This window comes from Streptomyces sp. enrichment culture (genome assembly GCF_964273255.1).
In the GTDB taxonomy this organism is placed as follows: domain Bacteria; phylum Actinomycetota; class Actinomycetes; order Streptomycetales; family Streptomycetaceae; genus Streptomyces.
Map to the genome: position 1 here is coordinate 2,601,166 of NZ_OZ186835.1, position 17,048 is coordinate 2,618,213.

Sequence of the window (17,048 nt, forward strand, 5' to 3'; positions counted from 1 at the left end):
TCTGACCGGAGTTGCCAGGAACAAGCCATTCCGCGACCCGCGCCGAGAGGCACCGAAACACCCGGTGCCCTCGCCCCTCAGCCGCCCAGCGCCCTCTTCAACCGATCAATTTCGGTCGTCGGCGCGTCACAGGTGAAGTTGCGGCAGACGTACGCCGCCGCCCGCCCGTCCACCAGCGGACGACCGGCCAGCAGCGGGAACTCGTCACTCTCCGCGGTCCCCACCGCGACCACGGCGCCCGGAGCCGCCCCGAGCAGCGCCGCCCGGTGCAGCGCCACGGTCCCGGGATCGTCCGGCGCCGGACCCACCACCGCCACCTCCCGCGGCCCGTCCAGCGCCGCCTCCGCCACCGCGAGCCCCCACCCGATGAACCGCGGCACCCGCGGCCCCAGCGCCTTCACCACACCCAGCGCCCGCTCGGCCGCCGTGCGGTGCCGCACGGAACCCGTGTGCGCCGCGTACCCCAGCAGCGCACCGGCGGCGGCCGTCCAGCCCGACGGCGCGGCGTTGTCGGTGGGGTCCTGCGGACGCCGGATCAGCCGCTCCGCGTCGGCCGCCGTGTCGAACAGCGCGCCCGACTCCTCGTCGGTGAAGCGGGTCAGCACGTGGTCCAGGAGCAGCCCCGCGAACTCCAGCCACACCCCCTCCCCCGTCACCGAGGCCAGCGCCAGGAACCCCTCGGCGACGTCCGCGTAGTCCTCCAGCACGCCCGCGTTCACCCCGGCCCGCCCGTCCCGGCTGGTCCGCACGAGCGCCGCGTGCTCGTCGAGGTGCACCCGCACCAGCAGGTCCGCCGCGGCCGAGGCCGCCTCGACCAGGTCCGGACGGTCGAAGTACGCCCCCGTCTCGGCCAGCGCGGCGATCGCCAGCCCGTTCCACGCGGCCACCACCTTGTCGTCCCGCCCCGGCGCGGGCCGCGACGCCCGCGCCGCCAGCAGCCGCTCCCGGATCCCCTCGATCCGCCCGGCATCGAACACCTCGTCCCGCTGCGGGAGTTGCAGCACGGAGGCACCCTCCTCGAAGGTGCCCTCCTCGGTCACCCCGAAGTACCGCGCAGCCAGTTCGGCGTCCGCCTCACCGAGCACCTCCCGCAGCTGCGCGGGCGTCCACACGTAGTAGGCACCCTCGACGTGCCGCCCCGTGCCGTCGTCGCTGTCGGCGTCCAGGGCGGAGGCGAACCCCCTTTCCGGCGTGCGCAGTTCGCGCACCATGAAGTCGGCGGTCTCCAGGGCCACCCGACGCGCCGGCTCCGAGCCCGTCGACCGCCACAGGTGGGCGTAGACGCGGCACAGCAGCGCGTTGTCGTAGAGCATCTTCTCGAAGTGCGGGACCGTCCAGTCCCGGTCCACCGAGTACCGCGCGAAACCGCCGCCGAGCTGGTCGTAGATCCCGCCGCGCGCCATCCGCTCGCAGGTGTCCGCCGCCATCTGCAGCGCGCCCTCGGCGCCCGTGCGGGCGTGGTGGCGCAGCAGGAACTCCAGCACCATCGACGGCGGGAACTTCGGCGCCCCGCCGAACCCGCCCCGCTTCGGGTCGTAGTCACGGGTCAGCCCCAGCAGCGCCTGCGCCAGCTCCTGCTCGCCCGGCATCTCGGCGTCCCCGAAGGCGATCTCCCGGGCGGACAGGTCCCGCGCGATCTTCCCGGCGACGTCGGCGACCTCGTCCCGCCGCTCGTCCCACGCCCGCTGCACGCCCTCCAGGACCTGCCGGAAGGACGGCATGCCCTGTCGGGCCTCGGGCGGGAAGTACGTGCCGAAGTAGAACGGCTCCCCGTCCGGCGTCAGCCACACCGACATCGGCCAGCCCCCGTGGCCGGTCGCCGCCTGCACGGCCTCCATGTAGACGGCGTCGACGTCCGGGCGCTCCTCGCGGTCCACCTTCACGCTCACGAAGTGCGCGTTCAGATAGTCGGCGGTCTCCCGGTCCTCGAAGGACTCGTGCGCCATGACGTGACACCAGTGGCACGCGCTGTAGCCGACGCTCAGGAAGACGGGAACGCCGCGCCGTCGGGCTTCGTCGAACGCGCCCGCCTCCCAGGGCCACCAGTCGACGGGGTTGTCCGCGTGCTGGAGGAGGTACGGGGACGTGGCCTGTGCGAGTCGGTTGGGCATACCCCCATCCTCGCTCACCCCGCCCCGTGCCCGCCCGTGCGCCACAGGGGAGGACACGAACGGCGGGGGACGGGGCGGCCGGACCCGCCCCGCCGGGGTTGCCGGTTCGGGGCCCCGTCGGCGTCAGGGCGCCGGGAAGTCCGGCAGGGCGAGGGAGGCGTGGGCGGGGCGGGGAGCGGGGGACGGCAGCGAGCGCAGGGTGCGCAGGCGGGCGTTGCGCCGGGCCAGGGCCGGGGCGGTGGCCGGGAAGAGGGTGGCGCCGCCCTCATCGGCGAGGTCCTGGTTCCGGGTGACGAAGGCGCGGGTGCCGTGCTCGTACGCGGCGAGCCCTGCGGTGTGGTCCCGGCCGGCCAGCGACACCGCGAGCATGTACGCGCCGACGAGGGCGAGGCTGGTGCCCTGCCCGGTGAGGAAGGAGGGCGCGTACGCGGCGTCGCCGAGCAGTGCGGCCCGGCCGCTGGACCAGCGGGGCATGCGGATCTGGCCGACGGCGTCGAAGAACAGGTCGCCGGCCTCGCGCGCGGCGGCCACCATGTCCGGGACGTGCCAGCCGGCGTCGGCGAAGACCTCGGTGAGCAGGGTCCGTTGGGCCTGCGGGTCACCGAACAGGCCGCTGGGCGGCCCGGGGTGGGCGAAGTCGAGCAAGGCGTGCACCTCGTCGCCGTCGCCCACCGCGTAGAGGGCCGCGGCCCGCCCGGGGGTGTTCCACAGGACCACTTCGTCGGCGAGGGCGAGCGTGTTGGGCATGGTGAACACGGCGAAGCAGTGGCCGAGGTGACGGTGGAAGCGGTTCTCCGGGCCGAACACGATCTCCCGGGTGCGGGAGTGGGTGCCGTCCGCGCCGACGACCAGGCCGAAGGTGCGGCGGGCACCGCTGCGGAAGGTGACGTCGGCGCCGGGACCGGACGGGTCGGCATCGAGGGTGTCGACCGAGTCGTCGAAGAGGAACTCCACGTCGTCCCGGACGGTCCCGTACAGGGCGTCGGTCAGGTCGCCGCGGCGTATCTCCAGGTCACGTCCCGCGGCGCCACCCGTGAGGGCGTGCGGGGCGAGGGAGGCGACTTCGGTGCCGTCGCCGTCCAGGAAGGTGAGGCGGCGCGGGCCGATGTGCGCGTCCCGGAGCCGGGGCAGCAGGCCCATCCGCTCCACGACATCGAGTGCGGTGCCGCGGATGTCGACGGGATAGCCGCCATGGCGCGGTGCGCCGGCCTTCTCCACGACGGTGACCGTGTGTCCGAGGCGGTGCAGCCAGTGGGCGAGGGACAGGCCGGCGATGCCGGCGCCGGAGATCAGGACCGTGTCCGGGGAGGCGGTGTGCGGGCGGGCCGGACGGTGGGCGCGGGTCATGCGGTGACTCCCCTGGTGAGGGTGCGGGTGAGGAACAGGGCGGGCAGGGTGACGAGGCCGGCCAGGACGAAGCCGGTGACGTAGGCGGACTCGGCGGCGACCGTCGAGCCGGGCGGGGTCGCGGCGGTGAGCAGGGCGCCGCCGAGCTGCCCGCCCACGGCGTAGCCGAGCACCCGGCTCACCAGGATCAGACTGGTGGCGATGCCGGTGTCGCCCGCGTCGACGGCCGTGGCGGTACTGGTCATCAGGGCGGTGACGCACAGGCCGTTGGCCAGCGCGACGAGTGCCTTCCCGGCGGCGACGTGCCAGATCTCGGTGTGCGCGGCCGCCAGGAACAGCAGGGCGGCGGTCATCGTGACGACGCCGGCCCCGACCACGGCGCGTGAGCCGAACCGGCGTTCCCCGAGCCCGCCGAGCGGCCCGGCCAGCGTGGCGGCGAGGGCGCCGGGCAGCAGGACGAGGCCGATGCCGGTGGCGCCGAGGCCGAACCCGTGTCCGTCCCCGCGTTCGTCGAGCAGCTGGGGCACGAGGAAGACCGCCGCCGACGTGCCGAGGCAGATCACGAAGGTCAGGACGCACGCCTTCCAGATCGCGGGACGGGCCAGCAGGCGCAGGTCGACCATCGGAGCGGCCGACCGCCGTTCCACGGCCACCCATGCGGTGCCGAAGGCACCGAGGAGGACGAGCAGCGCGCCGAGCGGGACGGGGTGCGCGCGGGCCTGCGGGGCCAGGGCGAGGACGAGCAGGAGCGAACCCAGTGTCCCGCTGAGGAGCAGCAGGCCGGGCCAGTCGGTCCGGGTGCCGCGCGGCCGGCCCGGCGGGTCGGCCGGCATCAGCCGGTGCACGAGCAGGGTGGACGCGGCGACGGCGGCGGTGGGCAGGGCGAACATCCAGTGCCGGGAGAGCGATTCCGCGACCGGCCCGGCGGCCAGCATGCCGACCGTCCCGCCCCCGATGAAGAGGCCGCCGACGGTGCCGATGGCGACCTTCGCCCGGCCCTCGGGCAGGTGTGCGCGGACCACGACGAACGACAGGGGCAGCGCGCCGACCATGGCTCCCTGCAGCACCTGTCCGAGCAACAGCAGGGGCAGGTTCGGCGCCACGGCGGACACGGTGCCGCCGACCGCGACGACCGCCATGAGCCGGATCAGGACCGTCCTGCCGCCGTAGCGGTCGCCGAGCGTGCCCGCCAGCGGGGTGACGAGCGCGCCGGTGACGAGGAGCACGACGCCGAGCAGGGCCGCCCCGGAGGGATCCAGGCCGAGTTCGCGTTCCAGCAGCGGCAGCGTCGGCGCCACCACCGACTCCAGGGCGCCGGCGGACAGCGCCAGCAGGCCGAGCGCTCCGACGGCTGCCCTGCCCGTCGGGGGTGAGACGGTGGGGGCCTGGGTCGTGGTCATGGGCGTCCTTTCCGGCGGGGCGGGTGAGGGTGGTGTGTTGTGGGGGGGCGTGGCGGGGCCGGGCGCCGGGGCGTGGCGGGTCGTGAGGGACCGTGCCGGGCCGTGGCGGGGCTGAGCGCCGGACTGTGGCGGATCGGGAAGGACCGTGCCGGGCCGTGGCGGGTCGGGGCGGTTCGGGTGGGGCGTGTCCCGGGTCGGCCGGGTGGGGCGGCTGGTGGCGCGTACGGGGGAGGCGCCCGTGCCGGCGGGAGTCGGTCGGTGTCCCGGGGCCGGAAGGGGCCCCGGGGCCGACGGCAGGGACGCGGGTCAGGGCCGGCGCCGCAGTACGCCCCGGGCGGGCAGCGTGACCGCGAGCAGGGCCAGGCCGCCGGCGGCGGTCACGAAGCCGCCGTACACCAGGGGCGGCACGTGGGGCAGGGCGCCCGTGGTCCCGCGCACCATCGGGATCAGCGTGACCGCGGCGATCGCGGAGCCGAGGACCACGCCGATGCCGCTGACCAGCAGACTCTCCCAGCGCAGCATGCTCAGGACCTGGCGCGGGGTCGTGCCGACGAGGCGGAGCGTGCCCAGTTCGCGGCGGCGGTCGAGGACCGTCATCACCAGGGTGTTGACGGCGGCGACCGCGGCGAAGCCGCCGAGGAGGGCCGCCATCGTGAGGTTGGTCCAGGCGCCCAGCCTGGCGTCGAGGTTCCGTTCGGCGGCGTGGCCGGAGGCGTCGGTGACCGTGCCCAGGGCGGCGAGGGACGTCTTCGAGCCGCCGCGGACCAGCAGGGTGCTGTCGAAGCCGGAGGTGACGTGCTCGGCCAGGGACGCCCGGTCCATGGTCACCGTGGCCAGACCGAGGCCGCGGCCGTAGACGGCGACGATCTCGGGGGCGGCCCGGGTGCCGTCGGGGAGGTGGAGCGGGAGCCGGTCGCCGACGCCCGCGTCCGCCGCGGTCGCCAGGGTCCGGTCGACGGCGATCCGGCCGGCGCCGACGCGGTCGAGGCTGCCGTCGCGCACGTCGAGGTCCTGCACCTCGGCGAGTTCGGCCCCGGTGCCCGTGATGCCCTGGACCCGGGCCCCCTGCAGGGACGCGAACTCGCCGGACCCCACCGGGACCAGCACCTGGGCGGTGAGCAGACCGACGGCCGCCTCCACACCCGGCGCCCGGGCCGCGCGGGCGGCCGCGTCGGGCGGCAGCCCGGCCGGATCGGTCACCACGTGGTCCGCGGTGATGCCCTCGCGCAGCTGCCGGTCGGCGACCTGACGCTCGCTGGTGTTCATGAAGACGAGCGTCGAGGCGAAGGCCATGGCGAGCACGACCGGGGTGATCGCGGACGCCAGACGGCGCGCGTTGGTACGGGAGTTGGCGGCGGCGAGCCCGGCGACCGGGCCCGCGCCGCGCAGCACGGGGCCGAGGAGTCCGACGCCCAGCCGGGCGACCAGGGGGCCGAGCAGAGCGACGGCGAACATGAAGCACATGACGACGCCCAGCGCCGCCCCGGCCGCGTCGTCCCCCGCGGAGCGGGCGGAGACCCCGGTGAGGAGAGCGCCGCCGGCCAGGGCGGCGACGCCCAGAGCGGTCCGGACGGGTCCCGGGCGCGGCCGCTCCACCGATGCCTCGGTCAGCGCCTGCCCCGGCTTGATCTGCGCGGGCCTGCGGCCGGCCGCCCAGCCGGCGCCGAGCGCGGTGAGCAGTCCGAGGCCGACGGCCGCGAGCAGGGGGAGAACGGAGACGTGCACCTGCACCGCCTGCGGGATCGCCCCGCGGTCCTGCAACTGCCCGAACCACCAGTGCGCCAGCCCGATGCCCGGCAGACAGCCGAGGAGCCCGGCCAGGGGGGCGACCAGGAGCGCTTCGGAGGCGACCGCGCGGCGGATCTGCCGCGGAGTCGCGCCGACGGCACGCAGCAGCGCGAACTCGCGGGCCCGCTGGGACACGGACAGGGCGACGGTCCCGGCCGCGGTGAAGATCGCGACGAGGGTGGCGATGCCCCCGAACGACGCGCCGATCCCGAACAGGGTCTCCTTGGCGTGGCCGAGGAGCGGCTCCTCCAGGGCGCCTCGGTCGTCGCCGACGTGCACCCGGGCGCCGGAGCCCTCCAGGGCCGTGCGCACGGCGGCGGCGAGGTCGCCCGTGCCGGTGCCCCGCCGGGCGAGGACGACGACGGCGTCCGCCTTGCCGGGGTGACCGGCCAGTGCGGGGGCCTGGGCGTCGGCGAACCAGGCGAGGCCCCCCGTGGAACCGGGACCACGGGGTCCGGGGGCGTCCCCGGGCCCGGGCGCGGCGAGGCCCGCGACGCGGAAGTCCCGCCGCCCGGCCGCGGTGTCCAGGGTGATGGTGCCGCCGGTGCCGGTCCCTGCGGCCCGGGCGGTCCGCGCGTCGAGCACCACCTCGCCCTCGCGGGGTGCGGAGCCTTCGGTCAGCGCGGTCCCGGTGAAGGCGTGGGAGCCCCACCCGTGCCCGGTGAGCACCCCGGCCGGGGCGGCCGGTCCGGTACCAGCGGCCTTCCCGGCCGGTCGGGTACCAACGGTCTCGCCGGCCGATCCGGTACCAACGGCCTCCCCGGCCGGGACGCCCGGTCCGCCGTCGCTTGTTCCCTCGCCCGCTCCCTTCCCGGGGACGACCGGTCCGCCGTCGCCTGCTCCGCCGCCCGCTCCCTTCCCGGGGACGACCGGTCCGCCGTCGTCCGCTGCGCCGGCCGCTCCCTTCCCGGGGACATTCCGTCCGCCGTCGTCCGCTGCGCCGGCCGGGCGCACCGGGAAGGTGAAGTCCGCGACGGCGTCCGCCGCACCGGGTGCCCGGGCGGCCCGCGCCGCCAGTGCGACGTCGACGCGCGCCGTGTCGGGCAGCGGGACCGCCTCCTCCTCGCGGTCCTCCCCGCTGCCGGTGACGACGCGCACGTACTGGTCGGCCGCCGCGACGACCGGCGCGTCGGCGTAGCGTTCCGGCGGCACGCCCGCGCGCAGGCCCGTCTCGAGCAGGACGCCGCACGCCGTGACGATCAGCGCGGACATCATCAGCGCGAGGAAGGTCCCGGCGAAGGACGCGGGCTTGAAGCGGACCGCCGCGCGGGCGAGACCGTTGGGGCGCCTCATGCCGCCACACCCGCCGTCCTGCCCGCGCGGGCGGTCAGCACCGTCATCCGCTGTGCGATCCGTTCCGCCGGGGCCCGTTCGAGATGGCCGGCGAAGACGCCGTCGGCGAGGAACAGCACGCGGTCGGCCCACGCGGCCGCGGCCGGGTCGTGGGTGACCATGACGACGGTCGCGCCGAGGGAGTCGACCGCGTCGCGGAGCAGCCCGAGGACCTCCCCGGCGGCGCCGGTGTCGAGGGCTCCGGTGGGTTCGTCGGCGAACACCACGTCGGGAGCGGTGACCAGGGCGCGGGCGACCGCCACCCGCTGCTGCTGACCGCCGGACAGCTCACCGGGCCGCCGCCGTGCCTTGTCGGAGAGCCCGACCTGCGCGAGCACCTGAGCCGCCCGCCCCTCGGTGTCGCGGCGCACCCCGGCCAGGCGCATCGGCAGCAGGACGTTCTGCTCCACCGTGAGCGACGGCAGCAGGTTGAACGCCTGGAAGACGAAACCGAGGCGGCTGCGGCGGAGTGCGGTGAGCTCGTTCTCGCTCATGCCGGTGATCTCCGTACCGCCGAGGCGCACGGAACCCGCCGACGGCCGGTCGAGCCCGGCGGCGCACTGGAGGAAGGTCGACTTGCCGGACCCGGAGGGGCCCATGACGGCGGTGAAGGTGCCGCGCGCGAGGGCGAGGTCGATGCCGGCGAGGGCGTGCACGACGTCCGCGCCGCGGCCGTACTGCCGCCGCACTCCCCGGAGTTCGACGGCGGCACCGGACAGGGCGTCCGTCGCCGCGGGGCGCCGGTCCGATGCCTCGGGACGCGGGTCCGGCGCCGCCCCGTCGTCGGCGGTCCGCCGCCCGCCCCTGCGTAGTCTCATGGTCGCTCTCCCTCACTCCGGTGCATGACCGCTCGTCGGTGACGTCAGCAACAGTGCGGTGAGGGTTCGGTGCCGGGCGTCATACCGGGGAGCCGATGTGGGGGTGCTACCCCGGTAGGGGGTGGAGGAGGGCGGCGGGAAACGGGCACGGTGGGGCACGGCCCGTGAGGCCGCCGCAGGAGGACGGGAAGGGGAAAGGGAGGGGAGGGGGAGGGAAAGGGAAGGGGAGGGGAGGTAAAGGGACGGAAGGGGAGGGGAGGCGGGCCGGTCCGCTACTCCCCCGGGGTCACCAGTCCCGATTCATAGGCGAGGACGACCGCCTGCGCGCGGTCGCGCAGGTCCAGCTTGGTGAGGACACGGCTCACGTGCGTCTTCACCGTCTGCTCCGCGAGCACCAGGATCCCGGCGATCTCCGCGTTGGACCGGCCGCGGGCGACCAGCGTGAGGACCTCGGTCTCGCGTTCCGTCAGTGCCTTGAGCCGCAACTCCGGTCGGCCGCGCGCGGCGGGACGCTGCCGGGCGAAGTCCGCGATCAGCCGGCGCGTCACGGACGGGGCGAGCAGCGCGTCGCCCGCGGCCACGATGCGGACCGCGGCGATGAGGTCGGCGGGCGGTGCGTCCTTCAGCAGGAAGCCGCTCGCGCCCGCCCGCAGCGCCTCGTAGACGTAGTCGTCGACGTCGAACGTGGTGAGCATCAGGACCCGGGGCCGGTGCTCCCCCACCGGACCGGAGGCGGCCGGGTCCGCGGAGGTGGTTCCTCCGCCGCCCGGCGGAGGGGCGAGCAGCCGGCGCGTCGCCTCCAGCCCGTCCATCTCCGGCATGCGCACGTCCATCAGCACGACGTCCGGGCGGGTGCGCCGGCTCAGTTCGACGCCCTGCGCACCGTCGGGGGCCTCGCCCACCACGTCGATGTCGCTCTGGGCGGCCAGCAGAGCGGCGAACCCGGCCCGCACCATGGCCTGGTCGTCGACGATGATGACGCGCGTCGTCACGTGGAGTCCTCTCCCGTCCTTGGGGTTTCTGGGGTCTCTGAGGTCTCGGCCTCTGAGGTCTCCGGGGTCTCTCGGGGCTTCCCGGTCGCTCCGGGCCTTGCGGCTCCCGCGATCGCTCCGGGCGCTTCGGGCGTTCCGGCCACGGGGAGGCGGGCGGCGACCCGGAAGCCGCCGTCCGGCAGCGGACCCACGTCGAGGGTGCCGCCGACGAGCCGGACCCGCTCGCGCATGCCGACGAGTCCGTGCCCGGTACCGCCGCCTGCCTCCAGCGGCCGGCCGGGCGGCCGGGGCGGCGGGCCGTTGACCACCAGGACGGTGAGCCGCTGACCGCCCCGGTCGCCTTCCGGCTCCGACAGCGACCGCGGCTCCGACAGCGTCAGCGACACCCGGGTCGGGGCTCCCGGCGCGTGACGTACGACGTTGGCGAGGGCCTCCTGGACGATCCGGTACGCCGAGAGCCCCACCGCGTCGGGCACCTCGCCCTCGTACGGGCTGTACTCCACCGGCCCGCCGGCCCGTGCCGTCGCCTCCACCAGCTGCCCGATCTGCGTCAGGCCGGGCTGCGGCCCGAGTTCGCCCCCCGTTTCCTCGCTCCGCAGGACGCCGAGGAGGCGGCGCATCTCGACCAGCGACTCCCGCGCGGTCGACGCGATGGACGTGAACTCCGCCCGCGCCTCCGCGGGGAGCGCCGGCAGACGGTACTCGGCGGTGTCCGCCTGCACCGTGATGACGGACATGTGGTGCGCCACCACGTCGTGCAGTTCCCTGGCGATGCGGGCGCGTTCCTCCAGCAGCGTCCGCCGGCCGCGCTCCGCCTCGCTGATCGTCTCCTGCTCGGCCAGCCGGCGCTGCACCTCGTACCGCTCGCGCAGCGCGCCCCCCAGCAGCAGCGCGACACCACCGAGGATGGTGAGCAGCAGTTCCCGGGCCCCGAAGCCGTGCGGCGCGACGAAGCCCAGGCCGACGTTGGCCGCTGCCGTGGCCAGCCACACCAGCAGCAGGGTTCGGCGGCGTTCGCGCAGGCCGAGGGCGAGGCAGAGGGCTACGTACCCGACAAGTCCCGGGGGCGGAAACGGCCACAGCAGCCGTTGCCCGAAGTCGGCGCCGAGCAGGGTCAGGGCCCCGGCCACGTCCGCGACGAAGACCACGTACCAGGCCCGCAGCGGCCGCACCACGGCGAGCAGCAGCGGCGCGGCCTGCCCGACCGCCAGTCCGGCGGCGACGGCGCCGTGCAGGCCGTAGTCGGCGGTGAGGACCACGATGGTGGTGGGCAGCAGGGAGACGGCCAGGACGAACGCCAGTGCCCACGGCAGCGCCCGCACCCACCGCCGCGAGGCCTCCGCGAACAGCGCGCGCGGCGGCTGCTCCTCCAGTGGGGTCAAGGGCCCACCCTCTTGTGTACGGCCGGCGGCCGCCCGCCCGGCACGTGGTTGTCCGGCATGTGGTTGTCCCGCATGTGGCGGTGCCGCGTGTGGTTGTCCGACACGTGGTTGTCCGACACGTGGTTGTCCCGCACGTGTCGGTCCCGCACGTGGTTGTCCGGCGGTACCCGCACCTGCGTAGGAACGGGACTCCACCGTAGTCGGCGGCGACGGCCGGACCACTGAGCCGACTGCGTCCGGCTCCACCGCAACGGGTGCGTCGCCCTCGGCGTCCGGTACCCGCCCGTCTCTCTCCTCTCGTCCCTGCTCACGCTGCGGAGGGTAGGGGAGGGGGCGCCCGTGAGGCGTCACCCCGGGGAGCCATTTCCGGGTGATACCCCGGTAGGGGGTGGCAGGGTCAGGGCGGCACCGGCAACCGTGAGCGCCGGGTGTCCCTTCGCCGCCCCCGGCCCCGGCCTCCTCCGGCCCGCCCCGCCGGCCCGTCCCTCCGTCCTGTCCCTCCAGCCCGTCCCTCCCGGCTGCCCCCTCCCCACGAACGCTCCCGGACGACACACTTGTGACCAAGGAACGGGGCCGGAAGGGGCGTCGCCGCCGGAGGGGGACGAGACATGCGGGACAGTCATCGGGCGGAAGCCGAGCGGCTGTTGGGGCGGGCCGTCGAGGAGGAGGTCCGCCGCACGGGCGGACGTACGGACGGGAAGGTGCTGCTGAGCCGGGCGCGCGGGGCGCTCGACGCGATGGCGGCGACCGCGGCCGAGGAGTACGAGGCGTATGTGAGCGCCCTGGACGAGGCCGAGGCCGGGCGGCTCACCTTCCGCCAGCGCTACGCCCGCGAGGGCGCCGGGACCCCGTTACTCGTGGCCGGGGTGGCCGGGATGGCGGCAGTGGTCGCCGACGTGGCGCTGGGCACCGGCGTCGGGACGGCGCTGAGCGCCGGGGTGACCGTGGGCGTGGCCGGGGCCGCCGCGACGGTGGTGAAGGTGGCCGGGACGCACGTGCCGGCCGCCCACCGCCGGGCCGGTTCGGTGAGCCAGCCGGGAGGGCCCGAGCAGTTGCGGCTCCAGTGGCTGACCGCCCTGGAGGTGCGGGGCATCCGCCCCTTCCTGGACCAGCAGCGGGTGCTGGCCGCGTCGACCGGGCCGACGAAGCCGGGGCCGCGGCTGCGCGGCGCAGACAAGAGCGCGGCGGCCCGCGGGCGGACCGTGCTGGAGCAGTCGTTCGGGCAACTGCCCGAGCCGGTGGGCCCGTTCGCGGGCCGGCGGCAGGAGACGGCCAGGATCCGGCAGTGGGTGCAGTCCGCGCGGGCGAGCACCGAGACCCGGCCCACGGTGGTGGTGCTGCACGGTGCGCCCGGCAGCGGCCGGACCACCCTCGCGGTGCGGGCCACGCACGAGCTGCGGGACCACTTCCGGGGAGCCTGCGTGGTGGACCTGCGCGCCGACAGCCCCGGCGAGCCGCCGCTGTCCACCCGGGACGCGCTGCTGCACCTGCTGAACCGGCTCGGCGCGCCCCGCGAGCAGCTGCTGTTCCGCGAGCGGTCCTCCGCGGACCAGCAGGTCAAGCGGCTGAGCGAGCTGTACCAGCAGCACCTGACGGGGCTGCCGGTCACGATCGTCCTGGACGACGCCTCCGACCCGATGCAGGTGCGCACCCTGGTCCCGGAACGCTCCGACAGCCTGGTCCTGGTCACCGCCCGCGCCCCGCTCGGATTGCCCGACGACCTGCCCGCGCGGGTGCACCAGCTGGCCGTGGAGGCGCTGGACCCGGCGGGTGCGGAGGAACTGCTGTCGGCCGCCGCGCAGGACTCCTCCGGGCCGTACGACGCCGAGGCCACCGACCGGGTGCGGGACCTGTGCGGCGGGCTGCCGCTGGCGCTGCGGATCGCCGGTTCCTCGCTCGGCCCGAGATCGCCGCGCACCCTCGCCGCCGACCTGGGCGCCTACGGCCCGGTCGAGCCGCTGGAGCGCGCCCTGTGGCTGCGCTACACCGACCAGAACGAGACGGTACGGAGACTGCTGCGCCGGCTGGCGCTGGCCGGCCGGGCCTCGCTGGGCGCTGCGGCGGCCGCCGCGCTGCTGGCCACCGACGAGACCGAGGCGACCCGGCACCTCGAGGCGCTGGCCCGGGCCGGTCTGATCAGCCCGGTGCGGCAGGGCCGGTACCGGCTGCACGACACGGTGCGCGCCTTCGCCCAGGCCCGGCTGACCGACGAGGAGGACCCCGCCGAGCGGTCGGCGGCGCAGGAGCGGCTGATCGTGAACTACGCCGAGCTGGCCGACTCCGTGCTGCGGCTGGTCGACGGCAACGTGTCGACCCGGTCCGACCGCTTCGGGTCCTACGGCTTCACCTCGCTGGAGGAGGCCCTGCGCTGGCTGGACGACGAGTCCAGCTTCATCACCGCCGCCCTGCGGCACGCCGAGGGCGTGGACCGGGCGGCGGTGCTGAACCTGCTCGGCGCGCTGTGCGACTACTGCCTGCTCCGCGGTGACCTGTACCGGCTGGGCGAGATCAGCGAGCTGGCGCAGGCCGTGGACGAGGGGCTGCTGGTGAGGTCGGTGCAGTGGCGCACCGGCATCGCCGCCCGGCAGCTCGGCGAGCTGGACAAGGCGCGCACCACCCTCACCTCCGTGGTGGACCTCTACCGGGAGGCGCACCACGACGCGGGCGCGGCCCGTGCGCTCACCTCGCTCGGGATCACGCTGCACCACCAGGGCAACCTGACGGAGGCGGCGGCGAAGCTGCGGGAGTCCCTCGCCCTCCAGGCTGCTCCCGAGCTGGCCACGGACCGGGCGTGGACGATGCACGCGCTGGCCGCGGTCGAACGCGACCGGGCCCGCCTGTCCGAGGCGCTCGGCCTGCTCGACGAGTCCCTGGTGCTGCATCGCGCGGGCGAGTCGGTGCACGGCCAGGCGTGGGCCCACTTCCAGCTGGGCCAGCTGCACCTGCGGCTGGGGGACGTGACGCGGGCCGAGAGCGAGCTGCGCGCGGCCCTGGAGCTGTACGGCCGCACCCGGGACGGACGCGGCGAGGCCTGGGCGCTGACCCAGCTGGCCCGGACCCGGCTGGTGACGGGGGACGCCTCCCCGGCGGTGGAGGACCTGCGCCGGGCGGCGGCCCGGCACCGGGACAACGAGGACGCCCGGGGCGAGGCGTGGACGCTCTACTACCTCGGGCAGGCACTGGAGGAGACCGGCGACCTGGACCGTGCCGTGCGCGAGCTGGAACGCTCCCGCACGATGTTCTCCCGCATGCGGGACGTCTACGGCCTGGCCTGCGCCCGGCACCACTCGGCCCGGGTCACCCGCGACCAGCGTGCCGCCCGGACCGGCTCGCTGCGCAACTCCGGGTTCGCCCGGCAGCTGCTGGTGGACGCCCGCGCCGACTTCCGGCGCATCGGGGTCGCCCACGGGGAGGCGTGGACCTGCCTGGAGCTGGCGGTCGTCGACGCGGGCAACGCGCGCACGCAGCAGGCCCTGGCGCTGTGCGACGAGGCGCTGCCGTTGTTCGCGTCCTACGGGGACCGGCGCGGCGAGGACTGGGCCCGCTTCCTGCGCTGCACCCTCCTGCCGTACGCGGCCCCCGGCGGCACGGAGGTCGGCACGGCGGTCGCCCAGGAGGAACTGTCCCGGCTCGCGCGGGACGGTCATCCGCTGCGCGACGAGAAGCTGGACGACTACGTGGAGGCGTTCCAGCTCCTGCTGGAACGCGGGGTCACCCTGGAGGCGGGGTGGCAGGCGTGGCGCCTGGGCATGGTGCCCAGCCGTCACGCCCGCGAGGTCATGGGCGTGGAGGTCGCGCCCGCGCCGTAGGCGGGCGGCACGCGGCGGCGCGGCAGGCGGTCGGACCTGCGCCGCCGGGCCGCGGAGTGGTCCGTCCGGCGCCGGAGGCCTGGTGGCAGCCCGACCAGCACCCCCGGGGCAGCAGCGGCCCGACCAGCGCCGCCCGTGGACCGTGCAGCGGACCCTCGGGGCCGGGGGTCTGCGGTCGTGGGAGCGGCCCTCCGGCGCGGGAGCCGGGGGACGGCAGTACGGCAGGTCGCAGGGACCGGGGCCCGGAGACCGAGGCCCGGAGACCGGAGACCGGAGACCGGGGCCCGGGAGACCGGACAAACGGACGGTAAGGCCCGACTCGGGGACCGGGGCCCGGGAGACCGGACAAACGGACGGAAAGGCCAGACGCAGGGACCGTTTCACGAGACGGACGGCTCGTCCGGCCCCGCGGCCACCCGACGGCCGCGGACCAGCGCGACGTGACCGAGGCCCGCGAAAGGAGCGCGGGAGGAACCCGTGAGGAGCGCTGGCCCCTCCGCCGCCTCGCCGCGCGGGAGGGGCGGCATACCGGCACAGCACCGCGGCCACGGGACAGCGGCGGGGAACAGCAGCGGAGACAGCGGCGGGGAACAGCGGCCCACCCGGCACCACGGCCGGATACGTCGGCTCCGCAGCCGGGAAACATCGACGCGACGCGGCAGGGATCGGCGCGACACGCGGTCGGCGCGGCACGCGGTCGGCGCGACACGCGGTCGGCGGCACGCGGTCGGCGCAGGGCCTGGTGGCGGCCCGGCCGGCGGCCGAACGGTGGGCTCTCCGCCGGGGCGGAGAGCCCACCGTTCAGTCCTGCTTGTCCTTGGCCGCCCCGGAGGCCGCCGTCGGCTCGGCCTTCGAACCCGGCTCCGGGGACTCGGTGAAGTCGACCCTGTTCATGTGCCGGTTCATCGACTTCATCAGGGCCCACACCGCCAGGGCCATCGCCGCGAAGACGATGAATCCGAGGACGCCGGGGGTGACCTTGTTCTTGTCGAATTCCTCGGCAAGGGGGACCAGGTGCGTCAATGCCAGGCTTGCACTCGCGCTCATGTCAGCCATTGTCCCGGATGCCCGCGAAGAGGTCGTCCTCGGGGAGGGAGGTGTCGACGAGGGACTTGGCGAGCTCGTACTCCTCGGTGGGCCAGACCTCCTTCTGGACCTCCATCGGCACCCGGAACCAGCCGCCGTCGGGGTCGATCTGCGTGGCGTGCGCGATCAGCGCCTTGTCGCGGATCTCGAAGAAGTCGGCGCACGGGATGTGCGTGGTGATCGTGCGTTCCTTGCGCTCGGAGTCCGACCAGCGCTTGAGCCAGTCCCCGTAGGGCGACTCCAGCCCGCGCTCCAGCATCGCGTCGTGCAGGGCCTGGGTGCGGGGACGGTTGAAGCCCTGGTTGTAGTACACCTTCAGCGGCTGCCAGGCGGGCCCGAACTCGTCCTCGGGGTACTTGACGGTGTCCACCGCGCCCTCGAAGGCCACCATCGTGATCTTGTGCGTCATGATGTGGTCGGGGTGCGGGTAGCCGCCGTTCTCGTCGTAGGTGGTGATCACCTGCGGGCGGAAGGAGCGGATGCTGCGCACCAGCTCGCCGGCCGCCCGGTCGACGTCCTCCAGGGCGAAGCAGCCCTCGGGCAGCGGCGGCAGCGGGTCGCCCTCGGGCAGTCCGGAGTCGACGAAGCCGAGCCACTCCTGCTTGACCCCGAGGATCTCGCGGGCCTCGTCCATCTCCTTCTTGCGGACCTCGTGGATGTGCTCCTCGATGTAGGCGTCACCCTGGAGCTTCGGATTGAGGATGGAGCCGCGCTCCCCGCCCGTGCAGGTCACCACCAGCACGTCCACCCCCTCGGACACGTACTTCGCCATGGTGGCCGCGCCCTTGCTCGACTCGTCGTCGGGGTGGGCGTGCACAGCCATCAGTCGCAACTGGTCAGTCAAGACTCAAATCCTCAGTCGGTCGGCGCCCTGCGTGCGTCGGCGCAGTCTCGGGCTTCTATAGTGACCGAATCGGGGGGCGATTAATTCCGGGGCTCCGCCCGGGGCCTCCCACGGGACCCGGGTCCCCCTTCCTGCCGAG

The 17,048-nt window shown here is 75.3% G+C and carries 10 protein-coding genes; 1 reads left to right on the forward strand and 9 read right to left on the reverse strand.

Features of this window, described 5'->3' with window-relative positions; all coding sequences use genetic code 11:
• Positions 1–77 precede the first annotated feature (77 nt).
• The 7 genes from ACSU53_RS11010 to ACSU53_RS11040 all read right to left on the reverse strand — a co-directional run bounded on the left by ACSU53_RS11010 (position 78) and on the right by ACSU53_RS11040 (position 11,170).
• The gene (locus ACSU53_RS11010) at positions 78–2,111 is read right to left on the reverse strand and encodes a thioredoxin domain-containing protein (RefSeq protein ID WP_437026879.1); all 2,034 of its coding nucleotides are present in this window, start codon (positions 2,109–2,111) and stop codon (positions 78–80) included.
• Positions 2,112–2,234: 123 nt separating this feature from the next.
• Positions 2,235–3,458, reverse strand: a complete 1,224-nt coding sequence (locus ACSU53_RS11015; protein WP_437026881.1) for an FAD-dependent monooxygenase — start codon at positions 3,456–3,458, stop codon at positions 2,235–2,237.
• The gene (locus ACSU53_RS11020) at positions 3,455–4,858 is read right to left on the reverse strand and encodes an MFS transporter (RefSeq protein WP_437026883.1); all 1,404 of its coding nucleotides are present in this window, start codon (positions 4,856–4,858) and stop codon (positions 3,455–3,457) included. The genes ACSU53_RS11015 and ACSU53_RS11020 overlap by 4 nt, the downstream gene beginning before the upstream one ends.
• A 306-nt stretch (positions 4,859–5,164) precedes the next feature.
• Complete coding sequence (locus ACSU53_RS11025; protein ID WP_437026885.1) at positions 5,165–7,939, reverse strand: FtsX-like permease family protein; 2,775 nt, start codon at positions 7,937–7,939, stop codon at positions 5,165–5,167.
• Positions 7,936–8,796: an ABC transporter ATP-binding protein gene (locus ACSU53_RS11030; RefSeq protein ID WP_437026886.1), complete on the reverse strand. Its 861-nt coding sequence runs from the start codon at positions 8,794–8,796 to the stop codon at positions 7,936–7,938. Before ACSU53_RS11030 ends, ACSU53_RS11025 begins: the two co-directional genes overlap by 4 nt.
• Before the next feature lie 272 nt (positions 8,797–9,068).
• Positions 9,069–9,788 (reverse strand): response regulator, encoded by a 720-nt coding sequence (locus tag ACSU53_RS11035; protein ID WP_437026887.1) that lies wholly within the window; start codon positions 9,786–9,788, stop codon positions 9,069–9,071.
• Positions 9,785–11,170, reverse strand: coding sequence for a sensor histidine kinase (locus ACSU53_RS11040; RefSeq protein WP_437026889.1), 1,386 nt, complete (start codon positions 11,168–11,170; stop codon positions 9,785–9,787). The genes ACSU53_RS11035 and ACSU53_RS11040 overlap by 4 nt, the downstream gene beginning before the upstream one ends.
• A 608-nt stretch (positions 11,171–11,778) precedes the next feature.
• Here ACSU53_RS11040 and ACSU53_RS11045 point away from each other — a divergent pair.
• Positions 11,779–14,979 (forward strand): tetratricopeptide repeat protein, encoded by a 3,201-nt coding sequence (locus ACSU53_RS11045; RefSeq protein WP_437026891.1) that lies wholly within the window; start codon positions 11,779–11,781, stop codon positions 14,977–14,979.
• A gap of 801 nt (positions 14,980–15,780) precedes the next feature.
• Here ACSU53_RS11045 and ACSU53_RS11050 read toward each other — a convergent pair.
• Positions 15,781–16,035 (reverse strand): hypothetical protein, encoded by a 255-nt coding sequence (locus ACSU53_RS11050; RefSeq protein ID WP_437026893.1) that lies wholly within the window; start codon positions 16,033–16,035, stop codon positions 15,781–15,783.
• Positions 16,028–16,909, reverse strand: a complete 882-nt coding sequence (mca, locus tag ACSU53_RS11055; protein WP_437026894.1) for a mycothiol conjugate amidase Mca — start codon at positions 16,907–16,909, stop codon at positions 16,028–16,030. Before mca ends, ACSU53_RS11050 begins: the two co-directional genes overlap by 8 nt.
• Between the last annotated feature and the right edge of the window lie 139 nt (positions 16,910–17,048).

What these genes read in the sequence shown, in the direction of transcription:
- ACSU53_RS11010 (WP_437026879.1), bottom strand. Translation starts at nt 2,111, where the DNA reads ATGCCCAACCGACTCGCACAGGCCACGTCCCCGTACCTCCTCCAGCAC.
- ACSU53_RS11015 (WP_437026881.1), bottom strand. Translation starts at nt 3,458, where the DNA reads ATGACCCGCGCCCACCGTCCGGCCCGCCCGCACACCGCCTCCCCGGAC.
- ACSU53_RS11020 (WP_437026883.1), bottom strand. Translation starts at nt 4,858, where the DNA reads ATGACCACGACCCAGGCCCCCACCGTCTCACCCCCGACGGGCAGGGCA.
- ACSU53_RS11025 (WP_437026885.1), bottom strand. Translation starts at nt 7,939, where the DNA reads ATGAGGCGCCCCAACGGTCTCGCCCGCGCGGCGGTCCGCTTCAAGCCC.
- ACSU53_RS11030 (WP_437026886.1), bottom strand. Translation starts at nt 8,796, where the DNA reads ATGAGACTACGCAGGGGCGGGCGGCGGACCGCCGACGACGGGGCGGCG.
- ACSU53_RS11045 (WP_437026891.1), top strand. Translation starts at nt 11,779, where the DNA reads ATGCGGGACAGTCATCGGGCGGAAGCCGAGCGGCTGTTGGGGCGGGCC.
- ACSU53_RS11050 (WP_437026893.1), bottom strand. Translation starts at nt 16,035, where the DNA reads ATGGCTGACATGAGCGCGAGTGCAAGCCTGGCATTGACGCACCTGGTC.